This window comes from Buttiauxella ferragutiae, assembly GCF_022637515.1.
GTDB classification, from domain to species: Bacteria; Pseudomonadota; Gammaproteobacteria; order Enterobacterales; family Enterobacteriaceae; genus Buttiauxella; species Buttiauxella ferragutiae.
The window spans coordinates 4,802,734-4,822,819 of record NZ_CP093332.1; the positions used below are offsets into that span (position 1 = coordinate 4,802,734).

At 50.6% G+C, this 20,086-nt stretch carries 22 protein-coding genes; 14 read left to right on the plus strand and 8 right to left on the minus strand.

Translation table 11 applies throughout. The features are described from left to right. Nucleotides 1–211: 211 nt before the first annotated feature. The 6 genes from frdA to MNO13_RS22205 all read left to right on the plus strand — a co-directional run bounded on the left by frdA (nucleotide 212) and on the right by MNO13_RS22205 (nucleotide 5,387). A complete protein-coding gene (frdA, locus tag MNO13_RS22180; protein WP_133522959.1) occupies nucleotides 212–2,005 on the plus strand; it encodes a fumarate reductase (quinol) flavoprotein subunit in 1,794 nt (597 codons plus the stop codon). Beyond that, nucleotides 1,998–2,735: a succinate dehydrogenase/fumarate reductase iron-sulfur subunit gene (locus MNO13_RS22185; RefSeq protein ID WP_064540792.1), complete on the plus strand. Its 738-nt coding sequence runs from the start codon at nucleotides 1,998–2,000 to the stop codon at nucleotides 2,733–2,735. Before frdA ends, MNO13_RS22185 begins: the two co-directional genes overlap by 8 nt. A gap of 10 nt (nucleotides 2,736–2,745) precedes the next feature. After that, nucleotides 2,746–3,141: a fumarate reductase subunit FrdC gene (gene frdC / locus MNO13_RS22190; protein WP_064540794.1), complete on the plus strand. Its 396-nt coding sequence runs from the start codon at nucleotides 2,746–2,748 to the stop codon at nucleotides 3,139–3,141. A gap of 9 nt (nucleotides 3,142–3,150) precedes the next feature. Continuing rightward, nucleotides 3,151–3,510 carry a fumarate reductase subunit FrdD gene (gene frdD / locus MNO13_RS22195; protein ID WP_064540797.1) on the plus strand — a complete coding sequence of 120 codons (360 nt, stop codon included), beginning with the start codon at nucleotides 3,151–3,153 and terminating at the stop codon, nucleotides 3,508–3,510. Nucleotides 3,511–3,600: 90 nt separating this feature from the next. Further along, entirely contained in the window at nucleotides 3,601–4,752 is a 1,152-nt protein-coding gene (ampC, locus tag MNO13_RS22200; RefSeq protein ID WP_133522958.1) for a CMY2/MIR/ACT/EC family class C beta-lactamase, read from the plus strand. Between the two features lie 101 nt (nucleotides 4,753–4,853). After that, entirely contained in the window at nucleotides 4,854–5,387 is a 534-nt protein-coding gene (locus tag MNO13_RS22205) for a lipocalin family protein (protein WP_064540802.1), read from the plus strand. Here MNO13_RS22205 and sugE read toward each other — a convergent pair. After that, nucleotides 5,384–5,701, minus strand: a complete 318-nt coding sequence (gene sugE / locus MNO13_RS22210; RefSeq protein WP_064540805.1) for a quaternary ammonium compound efflux SMR transporter SugE — start codon at nucleotides 5,699–5,701, stop codon at nucleotides 5,384–5,386. The genes MNO13_RS22205 and sugE overlap by 4 nt on opposite strands. Before the next feature lie 300 nt (nucleotides 5,702–6,001). On the opposite strand from sugE, the gene MNO13_RS22215 reads away from it, so the two are divergent. Then, the gene (locus MNO13_RS22215) at nucleotides 6,002–6,586 is read left to right on the plus strand and encodes a response regulator transcription factor (RefSeq protein WP_064540808.1); all 585 of its coding nucleotides are present in this window, start codon (nucleotides 6,002–6,004) and stop codon (nucleotides 6,584–6,586) included. Nucleotides 6,587–6,635: 49 nt separating this feature from the next. On the opposite strand, the gene ecnB is transcribed toward MNO13_RS22215, so the two are convergent. The 3 genes from ecnB to efp form a co-directional block, all read right to left on the minus strand. Then, the gene (gene ecnB, locus MNO13_RS22220) at nucleotides 6,636–6,782 is read right to left on the minus strand and encodes a lipoprotein toxin entericidin B (RefSeq protein ID WP_034492730.1); all 147 of its coding nucleotides are present in this window, start codon (nucleotides 6,780–6,782) and stop codon (nucleotides 6,636–6,638) included. A 102-nt stretch (nucleotides 6,783–6,884) separates the two neighbouring features. After that, nucleotides 6,885–7,019: an entericidin A/B family lipoprotein gene (locus MNO13_RS22225; RefSeq protein WP_064540811.1), complete on the minus strand. Its 135-nt coding sequence runs from the start codon at nucleotides 7,017–7,019 to the stop codon at nucleotides 6,885–6,887. A 61-nt stretch (nucleotides 7,020–7,080) separates the two neighbouring features. Further along, complete coding sequence (efp, locus tag MNO13_RS22230; RefSeq protein ID WP_064540813.1) at nucleotides 7,081–7,647, minus strand: elongation factor P; 567 nt, start codon at nucleotides 7,645–7,647, stop codon at nucleotides 7,081–7,083. A 40-nt stretch (nucleotides 7,648–7,687) separates the two neighbouring features. Between efp and epmB the strand changes: the two genes are divergently transcribed. Continuing rightward, nucleotides 7,688–8,716, plus strand: a complete 1,029-nt coding sequence (epmB, locus tag MNO13_RS22235) for an EF-P beta-lysylation protein EpmB (protein ID WP_064540816.1) — start codon at nucleotides 7,688–7,690, stop codon at nucleotides 8,714–8,716. 116 nt (nucleotides 8,717–8,832) lie between these two features. On the opposite strand, the gene MNO13_RS22240 is transcribed toward epmB, so the two are convergent. From MNO13_RS22240 to MNO13_RS22255, 4 genes are all read right to left on the minus strand, one after another. Further along, nucleotides 8,833–9,204 (minus strand): DUF4156 domain-containing protein, encoded by a 372-nt coding sequence (locus tag MNO13_RS22240; protein WP_269811616.1) that lies wholly within the window; start codon nucleotides 9,202–9,204, stop codon nucleotides 8,833–8,835. 139 nt (nucleotides 9,205–9,343) lie between these two features. Further along, nucleotides 9,344–10,987 (minus strand): chaperonin GroEL, encoded by a 1,644-nt coding sequence (gene groL / locus MNO13_RS22245; RefSeq protein ID WP_064540821.1) that lies wholly within the window; start codon nucleotides 10,985–10,987, stop codon nucleotides 9,344–9,346. A 48-nt stretch (nucleotides 10,988–11,035) separates the two neighbouring features. Further along, the gene (locus MNO13_RS22250) at nucleotides 11,036–11,329 is read right to left on the minus strand and encodes a co-chaperone GroES (RefSeq protein WP_034461121.1); all 294 of its coding nucleotides are present in this window, start codon (nucleotides 11,327–11,329) and stop codon (nucleotides 11,036–11,038) included. Nucleotides 11,330–11,466: 137 nt separating this feature from the next. Next, the gene (locus MNO13_RS22255; RefSeq protein ID WP_064540825.1) at nucleotides 11,467–11,952 is read right to left on the minus strand and encodes an FxsA family protein; all 486 of its coding nucleotides are present in this window, start codon (nucleotides 11,950–11,952) and stop codon (nucleotides 11,467–11,469) included. Between the two features lie 352 nt (nucleotides 11,953–12,304). Here MNO13_RS22255 and aspA point away from each other — a divergent pair, with 352 nt between their 5' ends. The 6 genes from aspA (at nucleotide 12,305) to MNO13_RS22285 (ending at nucleotide 20,054) form a co-directional block, all read left to right on the plus strand. Next, nucleotides 12,305–13,741 carry an aspartate ammonia-lyase gene (gene aspA, locus MNO13_RS22260; protein ID WP_064540828.1) on the plus strand — a complete coding sequence of 479 codons (1,437 nt, stop codon included), beginning with the start codon at nucleotides 12,305–12,307 and terminating at the stop codon, nucleotides 13,739–13,741. A 112-nt stretch (nucleotides 13,742–13,853) separates the two neighbouring features. Continuing rightward, entirely contained in the window at nucleotides 13,854–15,155 is a 1,302-nt protein-coding gene (locus MNO13_RS22265) for an anaerobic C4-dicarboxylate transporter (RefSeq protein WP_064540830.1), read from the plus strand. A gap of 99 nt (nucleotides 15,156–15,254) precedes the next feature. Then, entirely contained in the window at nucleotides 15,255–15,578 is a 324-nt protein-coding gene (gene cutA / locus MNO13_RS22270; RefSeq protein WP_064540833.1) for a divalent cation tolerance protein CutA, read from the plus strand. After that, nucleotides 15,554–17,365, plus strand: coding sequence for a protein-disulfide reductase DsbD (locus tag MNO13_RS22275; RefSeq protein WP_241939325.1), 1,812 nt, complete (start codon nucleotides 15,554–15,556; stop codon nucleotides 17,363–17,365). The genes cutA and MNO13_RS22275 overlap by 25 nt, the downstream gene beginning before the upstream one ends. Before the next feature lie 56 nt (nucleotides 17,366–17,421). Continuing rightward, nucleotides 17,422–17,997: a transcriptional regulator gene (locus MNO13_RS22280; protein ID WP_064540841.1), complete on the plus strand. Its 576-nt coding sequence runs from the start codon at nucleotides 17,422–17,424 to the stop codon at nucleotides 17,995–17,997. Nucleotides 17,998–18,065: 68 nt separating this feature from the next. After that, on the plus strand, nucleotides 18,066–20,054 hold the full coding sequence (locus tag MNO13_RS22285; protein WP_241939326.1) for a DUF1176 domain-containing protein: 1,989 nt from the start codon (nucleotides 18,066–18,068) through the stop codon (nucleotides 20,052–20,054). The last annotated feature ends 32 nt before the right edge of the window (nucleotides 20,055–20,086 follow it).

Here is a 20,086-nt window from a genome sequence, read left to right on the forward strand (position 1 = left end):
ATTTCGTGACCTGACTCATCATCAAAATTAATTAATTACCGATCTGAACAGCAAAAAAATCGAACACGTCAAATTTCCTTAATATGCCTACGGCTATAATCCGCTACCTACAAAGGAGCAGGGATAACCCTTTCGCGTAGCTAGCGCCGTATTGGTGAACTACCTTTGGTTACATTAGCTATACGAAATCACTAAAATCTGGAGGAATGTCGTGCAAACCTTTCAAGCCGATCTCGCCATAATAGGCGCTGGCGGAGCGGGCTTACGAGCAGCCATTGCGGCAGCACAAGCCAATCCACAAGCCAAAATCGCTCTGATCTCCAAAGTCTACCCAATGCGTAGCCACACCGTGGCCGCTGAAGGGGGTTCTGCCGCCGTTGCGCAGGATCACGACAGTTTCGAATACCATTTTAATGACACCGTAGCCGGTGGTGATTGGTTGTGCGAGCAAGATGTGGTCGACTACTTCGTCCATCAATGCCCAACCGAAATGACACAGCTGGAGCAATGGGGTTGCCCATGGAGCCGCCGTCCGGACGGTTCCGTAAACGTGCGTCGCTTCGGTGGCATGAAGATTGAGCGTACCTGGTTTGCCGCGGATAAAACCGGCTTCCATATGCTCCACACCCTGTTCCAGACCTCATTACAGTTCCCGCAGATCCAGCGTTTTGACGAGCATTTCGTGCTCGATATTCTGGTGGACGACGGCGCAGCACGTGGCCTGGTAGCCATGAATATGATGGAAGGCACGCTGGTGCAAATCCGCGCGAATGCCGTGGTAATGGCAACCGGCGGTGCAGGTCGTGTTTACCGCTACAACACCAACGGCGGCATCGTGACCGGTGATGGTATGGGCATGGCGTTAAGCCACGGCGTACCGCTACGCGATATGGAATTCGTGCAATATCACCCAACTGGCCTGCCAGGCTCCGGCATTCTGATGACAGAAGGCTGCCGTGGTGAAGGCGGTATTCTGGTCAACAAAGATGGCTATCGCTATCTGCAAGATTACGGCATGGGGCCAGAAACTCCGCTTGGCGAGCCACGTAACAAGTACATGGAACTTGGCCCACGCGACAAAGTTTCTCAAGCCTTCTGGCACGAATGGCGCGCAGGCCGCACCGTTCCGACGCCACGTGGCGATGTGGTCTATCTCGACCTGCGTCATCTGGGCGAGAAAAAACTCCTCGAACGCCTGCCGTTTATCTGCGAATTGTCCAAAGCGTATGTTGGCGTCGATCCGGTTAAAGAGCCGATTCCAGTTCGCCCTACCGCGCACTACACCATGGGCGGTATCGAAACGGATAGCCAATGCGAAAGCCGTATCAAAGGGCTGTTTGCCGTCGGCGAATGTTCTTCCGTTGGTCTACATGGTGCAAACCGTCTGGGTTCTAACTCTCTTGCTGAGCTGGTGGTGTTTGGCCGTATGGCGGGCGAAAGTGCCATGAAGCGCGCGAACGAAGCGCAGCCTGCGAATGATGCCGCGCTGAATGCGCAAGCCGCTGATGTCGAAACGCGTCTGAAGAAACTGGTTAATCAGGAAGGCAATGAAAACTGGTCGAAAATCCGCGATGAAATGGGCCTGTCGATGGAAGAAGGCTGCGGTATTTATCGCACCCCAGAGCTGATGCAGAAAACCATCGATAAACTGTCTGAGCTGCAAGAACGCTTCAAACGCGTACGCATCACCGATACCTCCAGCGTGTTTAATACCGATTTGCTCTACACCATCGAGCTGGGCCACGGCCTGAACGTTGCGGAATGTATGGCGCACTCGGCAATGGCGCGTAAAGAGTCTCGCGGCGCACACCAGCGTTTAGACGAAGGTTGTACCGAGCGTGATGACGTTAACTTCCTGAAGCACACTCTCGCTTTCCGTGACGCAGATGGAACGACACGTCTGGAATACAGTGATGTGAAAATCACCACTTTGCCACCGGCTAAACGCGTCTACGGTGCGGAATCCGAAGCAGCCGACAAGAAGAAGGAGACGTCGAATGGCTGATGTGATGAAGACTCTGAAGATTGAAGTGATGCGCTACAACCCGGAAACGGACAGCGAGCCACACAGTGCTATCTACGAAGTGCCTTATGATGAACAAACCTCGCTGCTTGATGCGCTGGGTTACATCAAAGACAATTTGGCACCAGACCTGACCTACCGCTGGTCGTGCCGTATGGCTATCTGCGGCTCTTGCGGCATGATGGTTAACCGTGTACCGAAACTGGCTTGTAAAACCTTCCTGCGTGAATACACGCAAGGTATGAAGGTTGAAGCGCTGGGGAACTTCCCTATCGAGCGCGATTTAGTCGTCGACATGACTCACTTTATCGAAAGCCTGGAAGCGATTAAGCCTTACATCATCGGCAACACGCGTACGCCAGATCAGGGGCCAAACACCCAAACCCCGGCACAGATGGCGAAATACCATCAGTTCTCCGGCTGCATCAACTGTGGCCTGTGCTATGCAGCTTGCCCACAGTTTGGTTTGAATCCTGAGTTCATTGGCCCGGCGGCCATTACGCTTGCTCATCGTTACAACCTGGATAACCGCGACCATGGCAAGAAAGAGCGTATGGCGCAGCTCAACGGCCAGAACGGCGTCTGGAGTTGCACTTTCGTGGGCTACTGCTCCGAGGTGTGCCCGAAACACGTCGATCCGGCAGCTGCCATCCAGCAGGGTAAAGTCGAAAGCTCGAAAGACTTTTTGATTGCCACCCTGAAACCACGCTAAGGAGTGCAAAATGACTACGAAACGTAAGCCATATGTACGGACGATGACTCCGACCTGGTGGCAAAAACTGGGCTTCTACCGTTTCTATATGATTCGCGAAGGAACATCGGTGCCAACCGTGTGGTTCAGTATTCTGCTGATCTGCGGTCTGTTTTCGCTGAAAAGCGGCCCGGAAAGTTGGGCGGGATTTGTCAGTTTTCTGCAAAACCCGATTGTGGTTATCCTCAATCTGATCACCTTAGCGGCGGCTTTACTGCATACCAAAACCTGGTTTGAACTGGCACCGAAGGCCGCCAATATCATCATTAAAGATGAGAAAATGGGGCCAGAGCCGGTGATTAAAGGATTGTGGGCGGTGACCATTGTCGCCACTGTCGTCATTCTGTTTGTTGCACTGTTCTGGTAAGGGGACGTCATGATTAATCCAAATCCAAAACGCTCCGACGAGCCGGTATTCTGGGGTCTGTTTGGCGCAGGCGGCATGTGGGGCGCGATCATCGCTCCGGTAATCGTGTTGCTGGTTGGCATTATGCTGCCGCTGGGTCTGTTCCCGGGCGATGCTTTGGGCTATGAGCGTGTGCTGGCATTTTCGCAAAGCCTGATTGGCCGCCTGTTCATCTTCCTGATGATTGTGCTGCCGTTATGGTGTGGGCTTCACCGTATCCACCACGCGATGCACGACCTGAAAATTCACGTGCCGTCTGGCAAGTGGGTGTTCTACGGTCTTGCTGCCATTCTGACCGTCGTGACCTTTATCGGTGTGATCACTCTCTAATCACATTGATTGTCAACAAGGCCTGCCATTGCGCAGGCCTTTTTATTTGTACCGGCCAGAACTAAAGTGTCGTTTTATGGAGGAATACCAATGATGAACAAAACTCTCAGCTGTGCGCTGCTACTCACGGCCTCTTGCTCGACGTTTGCCGCCCCGAATACGCTGACTGAAAAACAGATTGCCCAGACAGTCGACCGTGTCATCGCACCGCTACTCAAACAGCAGAGTATTCCAGGCATGGCGGTCGCCGTGATTTATCAAGGAAAACCGTATTACTTCACTTATGGCAAAGCTGATATCAGCCAAAATTTACCGGTGACGAAAGAGACATTATTTGAGCTCGGATCAGTCAGTAAGACCTTTACTGGCGTGCTGGGCGGCGATATCGTCGCGCGCGGTGAAATTAAACTAAGCGATCCGGCAATCAAGTACTGGCCTGAATTAACCGGTAAACAATGGAAAGATATAAACCTGCTGCATCTTGCCACCTATACCGCAGGAGGCTTGCCGTTGCAGGTGCCTGATGACGTCACCAGCCCGGCTTCCCTGCTCCACTTTTACCAGACCTGGCAGCCGCAATGGGCACCGGGGACGACTCGTCTGTATGCCAATTCCAGCATCGGCCTTTTCGGTGCGCTGGCAGTGAAACCGTCAGGATTGAGCTTTGAAGAGGCGATGACCGAACGTGTTTTCCAGCCGTTGAACCTGTCACATACCTGGATAAAAGTGCCCGCCTCTGAAGAAAGAAATTACGCCTGGGGTTACCGTGACGGTAAGGCTGTGCACGTTTCACCAGGCATGCTGGATTCTGAAGCCTATGGTGTGAAATCGACGATTACAGACATGGCGAGCTGGATGCAGGCCAATATGCAGCCTGACCAGGTCGGTGATAAAACACTGCGCCAGGGAATTGAACTCGCGCAATCGCGCTACTGGCGAGTGGGCAACATGTATCAGGGCTTAGGTTGGGAAATGCTCAACTGGCCGGTTGAGGCTAAAACCATCATTGATGGCAGCGATAACAAAGTGGCGCTCGCCCCACAAAAAGCCGTAGCCATCGACCCGCCAGCACCTGTTGTTAAGGCATCCTGGGTCCACAAAACTGGCTCAACCGGGGGATTTGGTACTTATGTGGCATTTATCCCTGAGCAACAGCTAGGCATTGTGATGCTGGCAAATAAAAGTTATCCCAACCCCGAGCGCGTAAAAGCTGGGTACACCATCCTCGAAGCATTGCAGTAATATATTCAGGCCTGCACCGCAGGCCGATTTATTTCCGTCCACACGCCGCAATTTTTCCCGCCGCAATCTACACTTAGCAAAAAACAAACAAGGATTTTGCTATGCGCATCTGGCCGATTATCACCACCCTTGCAGTTGCGTTTCTTGTTGTCTCCTGTAGTTCCCCTACTCCACCACCAGGCACCACGGTAGTTAATAACTTTGACGCTAAACGGTATCTCGGTAAGTGGTATGAAATTGCCCGCTTCGACCATAAGTTTGAAAGTGGATTGAATCAAGTGACCGCCACTTACAGCACCATGGATGACGGCGGTATTCGGGTGATAAACAGAGGTTTTAACCCAGACAGGCAAATGTGGCAGCAAAGTGTTGGCAAAGCGTATTTTACGGGTGACCCGAGCCGCGCGGCACTGAAAGTCTCGTTCTTTGGGCCGTTTTACGGTGGCTATAACGTGATTGCGATAGATAAAGATTACCGACACGCACTGGTATGTGGGCCGGATAAAGACTATCTGTGGATATTGTCACGCACGCCAACCATCAGCCCTGAAGTGAAACAGCAAATGCTGAAAATCGCCGCACAACAGGGCTTCCAGGTTGAAAAATTACTGTGGATTAAACAACCCAGTAGTTAATGGGTGCTGAGTTTCAGGCCAATAATCCCGAGAACAATCAACGCCAGGCTCGCGATGCGGGCCAGGCTTGCTGATTCGCCTAACAGTAAAATACCTGTAGTGGCTGCACCCACGGCACCAATTCCCGTCCAGACCGCGTAAGCCGTACCGGTCGGCAGCGTTTTCATTGACCATGACAGCAACGCGACACTTACAACCATTGCCACCACTGTGATAACGCTAGGCCATAAGCGAGTGAACCCGTGGGTATATTTGAGGCCGACAGCCCAGACAACTTCTAATAAACCAGCAATAACAAGAATCAACCAGGCCATAAACAGCTCCAGCAATGGGGCCGTCCCCGGAATCAAGAAGCGCTTATGGGTCGTCCCATAAGGCTGGTGAGGGCGTTATTTTAACAACCCAGCGAGCTTAGAACAGCCAAAAAAACACTTTGTTATCACAAAACCAGTAACGTTTAGTTGCCATGCTGAGTGAGTGCTTGACGCTAAGCCGAGAATTGACTGCTAATTAACCCGCAAATCCGCAATTCATTTCCGATGTTTTCTTCATATTATAATGTTTTCTCGCACATTCAGAAAAGGCTGTAATAGTGAGTCACGCGAACGGTAAGTATGAATAAGATATTGTTAGTGGACCGTTGTCATTATAGTCGACAAGGTTTTAAAAGCTGGCAGAGTCACAATATGGCCTTTTCCATTGCTGAAACGGACAATTTACTTTTAGCTCGTGAAAAAATAATACAGTGGCGACCAAACCTTGTTATTGCTGACTTCACCAGTTTTGCCAGCTCATTACATAATGTCCAGCAACTCTCCTCTATTTATTCAGCTTGCGGCAAGTCAATACGTTTAATGTTGCTGAATAGTATGCGTCACGTGAAGATTGAAGAATATTGCCTGTCGCAAGGCTCACATTCGATATATAGCAAATCTACACCATTACCTGAGCTTTATGCGGCCATTCAAACGCAACTCAGTACCCGGCCACCGTTTCACACTGGGCAGCAGTACACTTCGCCCTTGCTGACACTACGTGAGGAGAGGATATTAAAACTGTGGACCGATGAAGCCAATAATGATTTTATTGCCAGAATGATGGGGATAAGTACCAAGACAGTTTATACCTACAAGCGAAATATCCGCATGAAACTTGGTATTAATAATCGCTTTTCATTGTTTATAGAACAACACCAATAATAAAAATTAACAGCGGTACGGGCTTGATACCGTACCGCCAGCTAATATATTAATTTTGTGCTTTTGTTGCTGCACCAGAAATCGCCTGACCACCATCCTGAATATCTTCACCCATACCTTTAGTCGTATTACACGCAGTCAGTAACGATGAAAGCACTATGAGAGAAAAAAACGCTGCAATAGTTTTCTTAATCATAACCGTATCCTTTTTTGACGATATTGTTTGTGTATAGCAGTTAAAGCATAGTCAAAAAATGGCAGTCTGAGGGAAAAAGCAGGTTTTTAGGAGTGTTGGAAATTACTTGTTTGCTGCACGTTCAATTGAGCCGCCAAGGTGCTTAAGATCTTCACCAAAGCCGCGAGTGGTGTTACAACCGGCGAGAAATGAGGCTAACAACGTGATGAAAAGTAAATGTTTAATCAAACGGTTCATCTTCCCTGCCTTTTGCAAGCAGCGGTGAAGCATGCAATGCCTCACCGCCAACCTTCACGTATTACTTAACGCGAGAAACATATTCGCCAGAGCGAGTGTCAACTTTGATGACTTCGCCAATCTGAACGAACAAAGGTACTTTAACGACAGCACCAGTAGACAGTGTTGCAGGTTTACCGCCGGTACCAGCAGTATCACCTTTCAGACCTGGATCAGTTTCAACGATTTCCAGCTCTACGAAGTTTGGTGGCTGAACAGCGATAGGACGGCCGTTCCACAGGGTCACGATACACTCGGCCTGGTCAAGCATCCATTTAGCGTTATCACCGATAGCCTTCTCATCTGCAGCCAGCTGCTCAAAGGTTTCGTTGTTCATGAAGTGGTAGAACTCACCGTCGTTGTACAGGTAAGTCAGGTTCATATCTACAACGTCTGCGCCTTCAGCGGAGTCGGTAGATTTGAAGGTTTTCTCAACGCGGGTGCCTGTCAGCAGGCGGCGCATTTTAACGCGAGCAAAGGCCTGGCCTTTACCTGGTTTCACGAATTCACTGGATTCGACTGCGTAAGGTTCGCCTTCGAACATGATTTTAAGACCGGCACGAAAATCGTTGCTAGAATAAGTCGCCATAAGGCCCTCTGAAATTGTTAATTGGTAGCTTAGCCAAAAAATGGCACACATTGTAACCCTAAATCCCCCCCGCAGAGAAGATTGGTTAACGCAACTTGCCGATGTTATAACCGATCCTGACGAACTGCTGCATATTTTAGAGCTAGACGCCGACAAAGAGTTGCTGGCGGGACGTGATGCACGTCGACTTTTTGCCTTGCGTGTCCCACGGGCATTTGTCGCTCGCATGGGAAAAGGCAACCCGAACGACCCACTCTTACGCCAGGTGTTAACCGCCAAAGAGGAGTTTATTGCCGCTCCGGGCTTTAGCACCGATCCGCTGGAGGAACAACACAGCGTAGTACCGGGCCTGCTGCACAAATACCGCAACCGTGCGTTGTTGCTGGTAAAAGGCGGTTGTGCGGTCAATTGCCGTTATTGCTTCCGTCGCCATTTCCCCTATTCCGATAACCAGGGAAACAAACGCAACTGGCAGGCGGCTATCGCTTATATCAGCGAGCATCCGGAACTGGACGAGATTATTTTCTCCGGCGGCGACCCGTTGATGGCAAAAGATCACGAGCTGGATTGGTTATTCAGTGAACTGGAAGCAATCCCGCATATTAAGCGCTTACGCATCCACAGCCGCTTGCCGATTGTTATCCCGGCGCGCATCACTGACACGCTGGTCGAACGCATCGCTGGTTCCCGGTTGCAGGTTATTTTGGTTAACCATATCAATCATGCCAATGAGATTGGGGATGAATTTACCGCATCCATGAAGCACCTGCGCCAGGCGGGCGTAACACTGCTTAACCAAAGCGTGCTGTTGCGCGATGTGAACGACAATGCGCAGACACTCGCAGATTTGAGTAATGCGTTGTTCGATTCCGGAGTGATGCCTTATTACCTGCACGTATTGGATAAAGTACAGGGTGCGGCACATTTTATGGTCAGTGACGACCAGGCAAGATTGATTATGCGTGAACTGCTGACGTTGATTTCAGGCTATATGGTGCCGAAACTGGCACGTGAGATTGGCGGTGAGCCGAGCAAAACACCGATAGATTTGCAGTTGCGCCAGAGCTGATCGTTTTCGAGAATTTCGCCCTCACCCTAACCCTCTCCCCGAGGAGAGGGAAATGTACGATTTCTCCCTCGCCCTTTTAGGGAGAGGGTCGGAGTGAGGGTGGTTTCACCCAAAAATCAGTTCGGGCACTTATAAACCTGGCCAGTCATGGTGCTGGCAGTCGGAGCAAAGCTCGACAGCAAGTTTTGAGTCGGGCTGCTCACGCCATACAGCACGTTACCGCCCATCGCCGCTGCGTTATTACGCAGAGCATTTGCTGCGCCACGCATAGAACCGCCTTCACCGCCATGCTGCCCGGAAAACCAGTTACTTTGCTCACCGGTTGCGTTTCCTAATAACTGGCATTCGGTGCCTGGCTTATCCTCAACAAAACGGACGCCTTGCCCACCAGCAGAAAGATCGTTGCTAGTGCTACAGCCTGCCAGCAGCAGCGCTGCTACAGCCATTCCTGCTGAAACTTTAATGCGCATGTTGTTCCCCGTTATCAATGCTGTCTTGAAAAGTAGCGGGCCACCATCGCCCGGTGAGATCTTATACCAGACTGTGACCAAAAAGAAAAAACCCTCAGACATTTCTGACTGAGGGTTTTCTTAACACGGTGTTACAAACACATCAGTGTTTGGGCAATTACATCATGCCGCCCATGCCACCCATACCGCCCATACCTGCGCCACCTAAATCAGGGCCGTCAGATTTTGGCATATCGGTAATCATGCACTCAGTGGTAATCATCAGGCCAGCTACAGAGGCTGCGTACTGCAGAGCAGAACGAGTCACTTTAGTTGGATCCAGAATACCCATGTCGATCATGTTGCCGTATTCTTCAGTTGCTGCGTTGTAACCGTAGTTACCGTCACCCGCTTTCACGTTGTTAGCAACAACAGATGGCTCTTCGCCGCAGTTCAGAACGATTTGACGCAGTGGGGATTCCATTGCGCGCAGCGCAACTTTGATACCCACGTTCTGGTCTTCGTTCTGGCCACGCAGTTCAGACAGTTTAGACGCTACGCGAATCAGCGCAACACCACCACCGGCAACCACGCCTTCTTCAACCGCAGCACGGGTCGCGTGCAGGGCATCTTCAACGCGTGCTTTCTTCTCTTTCATTTCAACTTCGGTAGCAGCACCGACTTTGATGACTGCAACGCCGCCAGCCAGTTTAGCTACGCGCTCTTGCAGTTTTTCACGGTCGTAATCAGAAGTTGCTTCTTCGATCTGCTGACGAATCTGAGACACACGGCCCTGGATTGCAGCTTCTTCGCCATTACCATCGATGATGGTCGTGGTGTCTTTGTTGATAACGATACGCTTAGCAGTACCCAGATCTTCCAGGGTCGCTTTTTCCAGCTCCATACCGATCTCTTCAGAGATGACGGTACCGCCAGTCAGAGTAGCGATATCTTGCAGCATGGCTTTACGACGGTCGCCGAAACCAGGTGCTTTAACCGCAGCAACTTTCACGATGCCACGCATGGTGTTAACCACCAGAGTCGCCAGCGCTTCGCCTTCAACATCTTCAGCGATGATCAGCAGTGGTTTGCCAGCTTTCGCAACGGCTTCCAGAACTGGCAGCATTTCACGGATGTTGGAGATTTTTTTGTCAGCCAGCAGAATGAACGGGCTTTCCAGTTCGATAGAACCGGTTTCTGGCTTGTTGATGAAGTACGGAGACAGGTAGCCACGGTCGAACTGCATACCTTCTACAACGTCCAGCTCGTCTTGCAGGCCGGTGCCTTCTTCAACGGTGATAACGCCTTCTTTGCCTACTTTCTCCATCGCTTCAGCGATAAGTTGACCCACGGTTTCGTCGGAGTTAGCAGAGATAGTACCAACCTGAGCGATTGCTTTAGAGTCAGAGCAAGGAACAGACAGAGCTTTCAGCTCTTCAACAGCAGCGATAACAGCTTTATCGATACCGCGCTTCAGGTCCATTGGGTTCATGCCTGCAGCAACAGCTTTCAGGCCTTCAGTGATGATGGACTGAGCCAGCACGGTTGCAGTGGTAGTACCGTCGCCTGCCGCGTCGTTCGCTTTAGAGGCAACTTCTTTAACCATCTGTGCACCCATGTTCTCGAACTTGTCTTCCAGTTCGATTTCACGCGCTACAGAAACACCATCTTTAGTGATAGTCGGTGCACCGAAAGATTTATCCAGAACCACGTTACGGCCTTTAGGACCGAGGGTAACTTTCACTGCATCTGCCAGTACGTTAACGCCACGCAGCATTTTCACACGAGCGTCATTACCGAATTTTACGTCTTTAGCTGCCATTCTTAACTTTCCTTAAATTCGTTTATGTTCGTTCAGTTTTTGCGCGGATTACGCTTCAACAATTGCCAGGATGTCGCTTTCTGCCATGATCAACACTTCTTCATTGTCGATCTTCTCAGACTTAACACCGTAGCCATCGTTGAAAATCACGATGTCGCCGACTTTTACGTCCAGCGGTTGCACGTTACCGTTTTCCAGAATGCGGCCTTTACCGACAGCGATGATTTCGCCACGAGTTGATTTACCAGCTGCACTGCCAGTCAGAACGATGCCGCCTGCAGATTTAGATTCAACTTCTTTACGCTTGACGATGACACGGTCATGTAATGGACGAATACTCATGTGATAGCTCTCCTTTGAGAAAGTCTGTATCAGTGTTTGGGTAACGCCGGCCCAAAATGGGTTATCGGCTGGTGACCTGAGAGATGGGGATGCGCCTTCCCCCCTTCAAGGGGGGAAAACAAAAAAATTTTCGATTTTTAACGATTGTGACGATCGTCGTTGTCATGATCGTCGAGCTGTTTTGGTGCATCATCTTTACGTTGATACTCACCATCGAACGTTGAACCACCACCAGCGCCCGCACTAAAACCACCACCTGGAGTGCGTGAGAAACGCAAATGAGGCATCAGCTTCAGCGTGAGGTGTTTCTGTACTGGTGGCAGTAACAGCAATAAACCGAGGAAGTCCGTAAAGAAGCCAGGCAACAGTAACAGCAAACCGGCGATGATCAACGAAACACTTTTAATCATCTCTGCCGCCGGGCTTTCACCCACCGCCATTTTCTGCTGCATCAGCATGAAATTCTTAAAGCCCTGGTTGCGAACCAGTGACATACCTATAACTGAGGTGAATATCACCAGCACCAGCGTCAGGAAAACTCCCATCACATGGGCGACTTGAATAAACAACGAGATCTCTATGTAAACATAGAGGAAAACGGCAATTAACGGTATCCAGCGCACCGTGCACTCCTGTCATTGGGAAAGTCTGTAGCAAGCGCCATCAAGCACTTGCGGGAAATTAGTTGGCTATTTAGCCAGATAAAAGAGATGGCGGCGTCTTAGTCAAAAATCAATCTATCTGCCGTATTATTTTTCTGGAAATTTTCAACAATTGATCGGCATCACATATTAATAATTGTTATGTGAGCTGGTGTTTATTAAGTGATCCAGATTACTGCATTTCTCTATCATCAGCATATCATCACTGCGTGGTGACCGAATATGGACATAATCGTCGGTCTATTCATCGCACGACCAAAGATCCTGTTCGTGCAATGATCAATCAATGGCAGCTTTAATTAAGAAGGTTCACATGTTAAATAACATTCGTATCGAAGAAGATTTGTTGGGTACCAGGGAAGTGCCAGCGGATGCCTATTATGGTGTTCATACTCTGAGAGCGATTGAAAACTTCTACATAAGCAACAGCAAAATCAGTGACATACCTGAATTTGTACGTGGTATGGTAATGGTTAAGAAAGCAGCGGCAATGGCGAACAAGGAGTTGCAAACCATTCCGAAAAGCATCGCGAACACCATTATCCAGGCTTGCGATGAAGTTCTGAATAACGGCAAATGTATGGACCAATTCCCGGTGGACGTTTACCAGGGCGGTGCCGGTACTTCCGTTAACATGAATACCAACGAAGTGCTCGCCAACATTGGGCTTGAGCTGATGGGCCACCAGAAAGGTGAGTACCAGTACCTGAACCCGAACGACCATGTCAACAAATGCCAGTCCACCAACGATGCTTACCCAACCGGTTTCCGCATCGCGGTGTACGCCTCTATTGTGAAACTGATTGATGCAATCAATCAATTAGGCGACGGCTTCCAGAACAAAGCGGTTGAGTTCGAAAACGTCCTGAAAATGGGTCGTACCCAGTTGCAGGATGCCGTGCCGATGACGCTGGGCCAGGAATTCCATGCGTTCAACGTCCTGTTGACTGAAGAAACCCGCAATCTGCTGCGTACTGCAGAATTACTGCTGGAAGTTAACCTTGGTGCGACCGCCATCGGGACTCGTCTGAACACCCCAGAAGGTTACCAGCAACTGGCTGTGCAGAAACTGGCTGAAGTCAGCAACCTGGCCTGTGTTCCGGCTGAAGACTTGATTGAAGCGACGTCTGACTGTGGCGCATACGTGATGGTTCACAGCTCGCTGAAACGCCTGGCAGTGAAATTGTCGAAGATCTGTAATGACCTTCGCCTGCTATCTTCCGGCCCGCGCTCTGGTCTGAACGAAATCAACCTGCCAGAACTGCAAGCCGGCTCTTCTATTATGCCTGCGAAAGTAAACCCGGTAATTCCAGAAGTGGTTAACCAGGTTTGCTTCAAAGTCATTGGCAACGACATCACCGTCACCATGGCTTCCGAAGCAGGTCAGTTGCAGTTGAACGTGATGGAGCCAGTGATTGGCCAGGCAATGTTCGAATCTATCCACATTCTGACTAACGCTTGCTACAATCTGCTGGAAAAATGCATCAACGGCATTACCGCGAACAAAGAAGTCTGCGAAAGCTACGTCTACAACTCGATTGGTATCGTGACTTATCTGAACCCGTTCATTGGCCACCATAATGGCGATATCGTAGGGAAGATTTGTGCTGAAACTGGCAAGAGCGTGCGTGAAGTCGTGCTGGAGCGCGGGTTACTCACCGAAGCCGAGCTGGATGATATTTTCTCTATTAACAACCTGATGCACCCAGTTTATAAAGCGAAACGTTATACCGATGAAAATGAACAGTAGTCTTAACAGGTGTTAATAAAAGGCACGTCCATTGGACGTGCCTTTTTCATTTGTACGTTCAACAAAAACACAACATATAATTATCAAATAATCAAACACAAGGAAGGCAGTTATGTTTGGAGCAGAACTCGTTATCGTGCTGTTAGCGATATATCTCGGAGCCAGACTCGGCGGCATAGGCATTGGCTTTGCTGGCGGTTTTGGCGTACTGATTTTAACTCTTGTTTTTCAAGTTAAACCTGGTGCGATTCCGTTCGATGTTATCGAAATTATCATGGCAGTTATTGCCGCAATTGCCGCCATGCAGGTGGCCGGGGGAATGGACTATCTGGTCAGCCTTGCAGAAAAACTACTGCGTCGCCATCCTAAATACATCACCTTCCTCGCCCCGTTGGTCACCTGGTTTATGACCATTCTTGCGGGAACAGGCCACACCGCGTTCTCCACGCTGCCGGTGATTACTGAAGTCGCGAAAGAGCAAGGGATTCGCCCATCGCGTCCACTGTCTATCGCGGTTGTCGCTTCGCAAATTGCCATTACCGCCTCGCCGATTTCTGCAGCGGTGGTGTTCTTCTCTGGCATCCTTGAGCCAATGGGCATCAGCTATCTGACATTGCTCGGCATCTGTATTCCTGTGACGCTGGTTGCCGTCATGCTGACAGCGATTGTTTGTAACTTCCTCGGTTGCGAACTGAAAGACGATCCGGTTTACCAGGAACGCCTCGCCAAAGGTGAAGTGAAACTGCGTGGCAGCAGCGTGTTTGTGCTGAAGCCACACGCTAAACGCTCTGTGCTGCTGTTCCTGATCGGCATTGTCGCCGTGATGTTCTACGCCACTGCCATCAGCGATACCGTTGGCCTGATTCAAAACCCAATCCTGCCGCGTAACGAAGCGATTGTGGTGTTCATGCTGACCATCGCCACGCTTATCTGCGTCACCTGTAAAATTGATACTGGCGAAATCCTTAATGCCAGCACCTTCAAATCGGGTATGAGTGCCTGTATCTGTGTGCTGGGTGTGGCATGGCTGGGTGATACCTTCGTCAAAAACCATATTCAGGATATTCAGGCCGTTGCAGGCGACTTACTACAAAGCTATCCGTGGTTGTTAGCGGTAGTGCTGTTCTTCGCCGCCACATTGCTCTACTCCCAGGCGGCGACCACCAAAGCATTGATGCCAGCGGCGCTGATGCTCGGCGTGAGCCCACTGACCGCTATCGCTTCGTTCGCTGCGGTATCTGCGTTGTTCGTCTTGCCGACCTACCCAACCTTGTTGGCGGCGGTGGAAATGGACGACACCGGCTCAACACGAATTGGTAAGTACGTGTTTAACCACGCGTTCCTGGTTCCTGGCGTTATCGCCATTACGTTGTGCGTCATCCTCGGCTTTATCGTCGGTGGTTTGGTTCTGTAAATCTTTCAAAACACGGGTCGTACAGCGGCCCGTTTAACACCTCCCCCCGCTTCACCGTGCTATAGTCAACCGCTGTTTCCCCCGGATACGAGGTTAGCTATGCCGAACACTCAGGCTGTTGTCATCCTTTGTACTGCCCCAGACGAAGCCACCGCTCAGGAACTCGCAGCCCTAATGCTGGCTGAAAAACTAGCGGCCTGCGTCACAATATTGCCCGGTGCCACTTCGTTGTATTACTGGGAGGGAAAAATGGAACAGGAGTATGAGGTGCAGATGTTGCTTAAAAGCGATATCGAACATCAAGACGCCTTACTCGCGTCTCTCAAATCGCATCACCCATACCAAACCCCTGAATTACTGGTTCTGCCAGTTACCCACGGAGATAGTGATTACCTCTCATGGCTCTACGCATCTTTGCGCTAATCTTTGCGCTATTCAGCACTCACGCTTTTGCAGGTCTGTTCGATAACCAGAGCAAATCCCAATTTGTTCCTGTCGATCAGGCTTTTGCGTTCGATTTTCAGCAGTCTGGAAACCAGCTTAACCTCAACTGGCAGATAAAACCGGGCTACTACCTTTATCGCCAGCAAATCAAACTCAACCCGACTCAGGCCGAACTCACCCCGCTGGAATTACCAAAAGGCAGCTGGCATGAGGACGAGTTCTACGGTAAGACCGAGATTTACACTCAACAGCTCAATCTGCCCGTCATCGTTCAATCTGCGGCCAAAGGCGCGACTATCAGCGTGACTTATCAGGGCTGTGCCGAAGCGGGCTTTTGTTACCCGCCGGAGACACGTGTGGTGCCGCTGAGTGAAGTGGTTGTATCGGCTGAGGGACGCCCTCACCCTAACCCTCTCCCCCAGGAGAGGGGACAAACCAGTGCCGACTCACAACCGTCTTCCTCCCTCTCCCCTGCGCCTACCGCGGAACCGCCTTCCTCCCTCTCCCCTGGGGAGAGGGCCGGGGTGAGGGGTACAGACAACACCGCCCCAACCCAACTGCCCTTCTCCGCACTGTGGGCATTCTTAATCGGTATCGGCATCGCCTTCACGCCTTGCGTGCTGCCGATGTACCCGCTGATTTCCGGCATCGTGCTCGGCGGTAAACAGCGTTTATCCACCACCCGCGCGCTGCTGCTAACCTTTGTCTACGTACAAGGTATGGCGCTGACCTACACCGCATTGGGTCTGGTGGTTGCCGCCGCCGGGCTGCAATTCCAGGCCGCACTTCAACATCCTTATGTGCTGATCGGCCTGTCTGCACTGTTTGTGTTGCTCGCCGCGTCGATGTTCGGGTTATTCACCCTGCAACTGCCGTCCTCGCTGCAAACCCGCCTGACGCTAATGAGTAATCGCCAACAAGGGGGTTCCGCAGGTGGCGTATTTGCGATGGGCGCATTAGCCGGATTAATTTGCTCTCCCTGCACCACCGCGCCGCTGAGCGCCATTCTGCTGTACATCGCCCAAAGCGGGAACCTGTGGCTGGGTGGCGGCACGCTGTATCTCTATGCGCTGGGCATGGGCCTGCCGCTGATGCTGATCACTGTTTTTGGCAACCGCCTGCTGCCAAAAAGCGGCCCGTGGATGGAAACAGTCAAAACGGCTTTTGGTTTTGTGATCCTCGCACTACCAGTATTCCTGCTGGAACGCATACTGGGAGAGACATGGGGGATTCGTTTGTGGGGATTACTCGGCGTAGCGTTCTTTAGCTGGGCGTTTATCACCAGCCTGCAGGCGACCAAATCCTGGATGCGTATCGTGCAGATAATCCTGCTCGGCGCGGCGCTAGTCTGTGCTCGCCCGCTGCAAGACTGGGCATTTGGCACCTCCGTCGCAGCAAACCAGGCACATATCAATTTCACAAAGATTACCAACGTTGAACAGCTCGACGCAGCACTCGCCAATGCCAAAGGCCAACCGGTGATGCTCGATTTGTACGCCGACTGGTGTGTGGCCTGCAAAGAATTTGAGAAATACACTTTTAGCGATCCGAAAGTGCAAAAACACCTGGCAAATACTGTTTTATTGCAGGCTGATGTCACTGCCAATAACGCGCAAGATGTCGCCCTGTTAAAGCATTTACAGGTTTTAGGACTGCCAACGATTTTGTTCTTTGATGGACAAGGCCATGAGCAGACTGGCGCACGCGTTACCGGTTTTATGGATGCAGACACCTTTAGTACGCATTTGCAGAATCTGGCGCCGTAAATAACACTACTTATGGGACAAACCGTTGAATGAACGACGGAGGGGAGGAAAATACCGTGCAACGCGAAACAGTATTAGAGCATGCCCTGGGCGTTCTTGAACGTGAGGGGATTGCCAGCACCACACTTGAGATGGTCGCCAATGAAGCAGACTATCCGATAAAAGAAATCAGTAAATTCTGGCCTGACAGTGAAGCGTTGCTCTATGACGCGCTGCGTTATTTGAGCCAGCAAGTTGACGTCTGGCGACGCCAGCTCACGCTTAACGATGAGCTGTCGCTTGAACAAAAGTTGTTGAAGCGCTACGAAGCGTTGACTGAATGTGTCAACAAACAGCGCTATCCAGGCTGCCTGTTTATCGCGGCCTGCACCTTCTATCCAGACGCCTCACACCCGATTCACCAGTTAGCGGATCAGCAGAAAAAAGCGGCCTGGGAATTCAGCCATCAACTGCTTACGCAGCTGGAAGTGGATGACCCAACGATGGTAGCTCATCAAATGGAGCTGGTGCTGGAAGGTTGCCTGAGCCGTTTACTGGTGAAACGCAGCCAGACAGACATCGAAACCGCTCGCCGTCTTGCTGAAGATATTCTGCGCTTTGCGCAATGCCGACAAGGTGGAGCGTTGACCTGATTTAGATATCCTAATCGTCCACTAAACGCATATAATTTCGGCAACATTCACATGTTAAAGGGAATTATATGCGTCATCTGATCTGGCTGGCCTGCGCTGGCCTGTTTTCAACTCAGCTTTTTGCCGCACCGTTAACCGGATTATCTTTCGAACATAAAGACTGGCAAGTTTCCTGCGACAATACCGGCACCTGTCGGGCGGCAGGATACAGCCGCGATTTGGTAAGCGTCTTATTAACGCGGGTTGCCGGTCGCGAAACCAGCGCAAAAGTTGAAGTCACCTTCGCACAACCCACGGCATCATCCGCCACGCTTTTTATAGATGGTGAACAGAAAGGCGAGTTAACCCCTCTTTCAGACGGAAGTTTTTCCATCCAATTTACCGCCCGGGACGCATTTTTGACCGCGTTGAGCCAGGACAACACCATAGAATTCGAATCTGGCGGAAAGCGCATCCCGCTCTCATCAGCAGGTTCCAATGCCGTGTTGTTGAAAATGGATGAATTCCAAAAAACCACCAATACTTCCAATGCCATGCTTCATCCCGGCAATGAAAATACCGACAATGTATTACTGGCTAAACCTGCCCCGCTTATCATCAGCCAACCCGTTATCCCGGCTCCAGACGCAGTACCTTTGACTACCACGCAATTACAAAAAATAGCGCCTCAGCTAAAACTCACCCCTGAGATGCAATGCCGTGAAATTGCGGATGAACAAACGCGAACGTATTACCGCATTCCTGTCGATAAGAATCATGCACTGATTAAAACCGAATGCTTTGATAGTTCCCGCTTTGCCTTGTGGCTGACCGACAATACCCTTACCGCTCGCCCAGAATTGATCACCCACGATGCCAGTAAATATGAAAATGGCGAAATAGCCCGGCTCAGTGGTCCAATACAAATATGGGTCTGGAACGGTAAGCAGTTTCTTCTGCGGGATCAATACCGTAGCAGTGGCCACAACGGCGCCTGGACTCTACCTACGTTCGTCAGCAGAGTACGTACCCAACACGACGTAGATACCGACAACGCCGCGTTACAGAAGCTTTACCAGGCGGTGACCGACCTGAAAAAAACCGATCCTGAATTAACCCTCACTAAACTTGCCAATCAATTCACATTAACCGGCGAAGTCACCAAATTTGAACTTTCCACTGTTGAAGATGCTACACCGTCAAAAACCAAACCCTCAGCAGAGATAAGTGACGACGAATGGCAGGCATTTTTACGCAGCCCCGTCATGGTGGAGTCGGAAGATGGCAGTATTAGCTTCACGCTGCTTGATATGGATGGCGATGGCAAACGAGATCTCATTATCAACAGCTACGTGGGCGGTACGGGATTATATAGTTACACCGGAGTTTTAAAGCGCGGTGAGAATTCGTTCTACAACCCTCGAGCTGACCGTTCAAGTCACGACGGTTTTGGACCCTTTTTCTCAGAAAACGGGCGCGGAGCGAACCAGTGGAGCGAATGGGTGCGCATCAACGGCCAGGTTTACGCTCTCTGGTTCAACGGGCAGTTTGGTGAAGACAATCTTTACTTGTTGCGCCCGTTTAGCGTTGATGACAAAACCCCTGCTATCACCATCCGCTATCGCTACACACTGGATACCATCAGCTCATCCGAAGAAAATCAACCGAAGACACCTGCGCTAAGTGACAAAGACAAGGCCAGATTATTAAAGTCGCTTGATACCATGCAGGACCATCTTCTGAAGGATATGGCTGCTGACCAGAAAGTCCCGCCAATTTGCCCTATTCCACCCGGCACATCAGCGAAAGAAGCGGAAAGTTACCACCGGGGTGTCCCCCTGCACTACGCTTTTGAGAGCGTCGCCTACATCCCAGTCTGGCTGAATGAAAAATGCTATATCGGCACCGTAGCCAGCCATCACGGTAGCTACAATAAAGGCGTCGGTGCTGAGATCGCGATCAGTTCCCCAAGAGAAGGTGAAGAGAGCGTTAACGGATATTATATTTCAGGTTTACGCCATGTCACTTCAGTGAAAAGCGGCTGGAAGGCACGAGCAGGCGACAACGGCGTGCTGTGATTTTAAGCAAAAAAATGCCCAAAAAGCAGAGT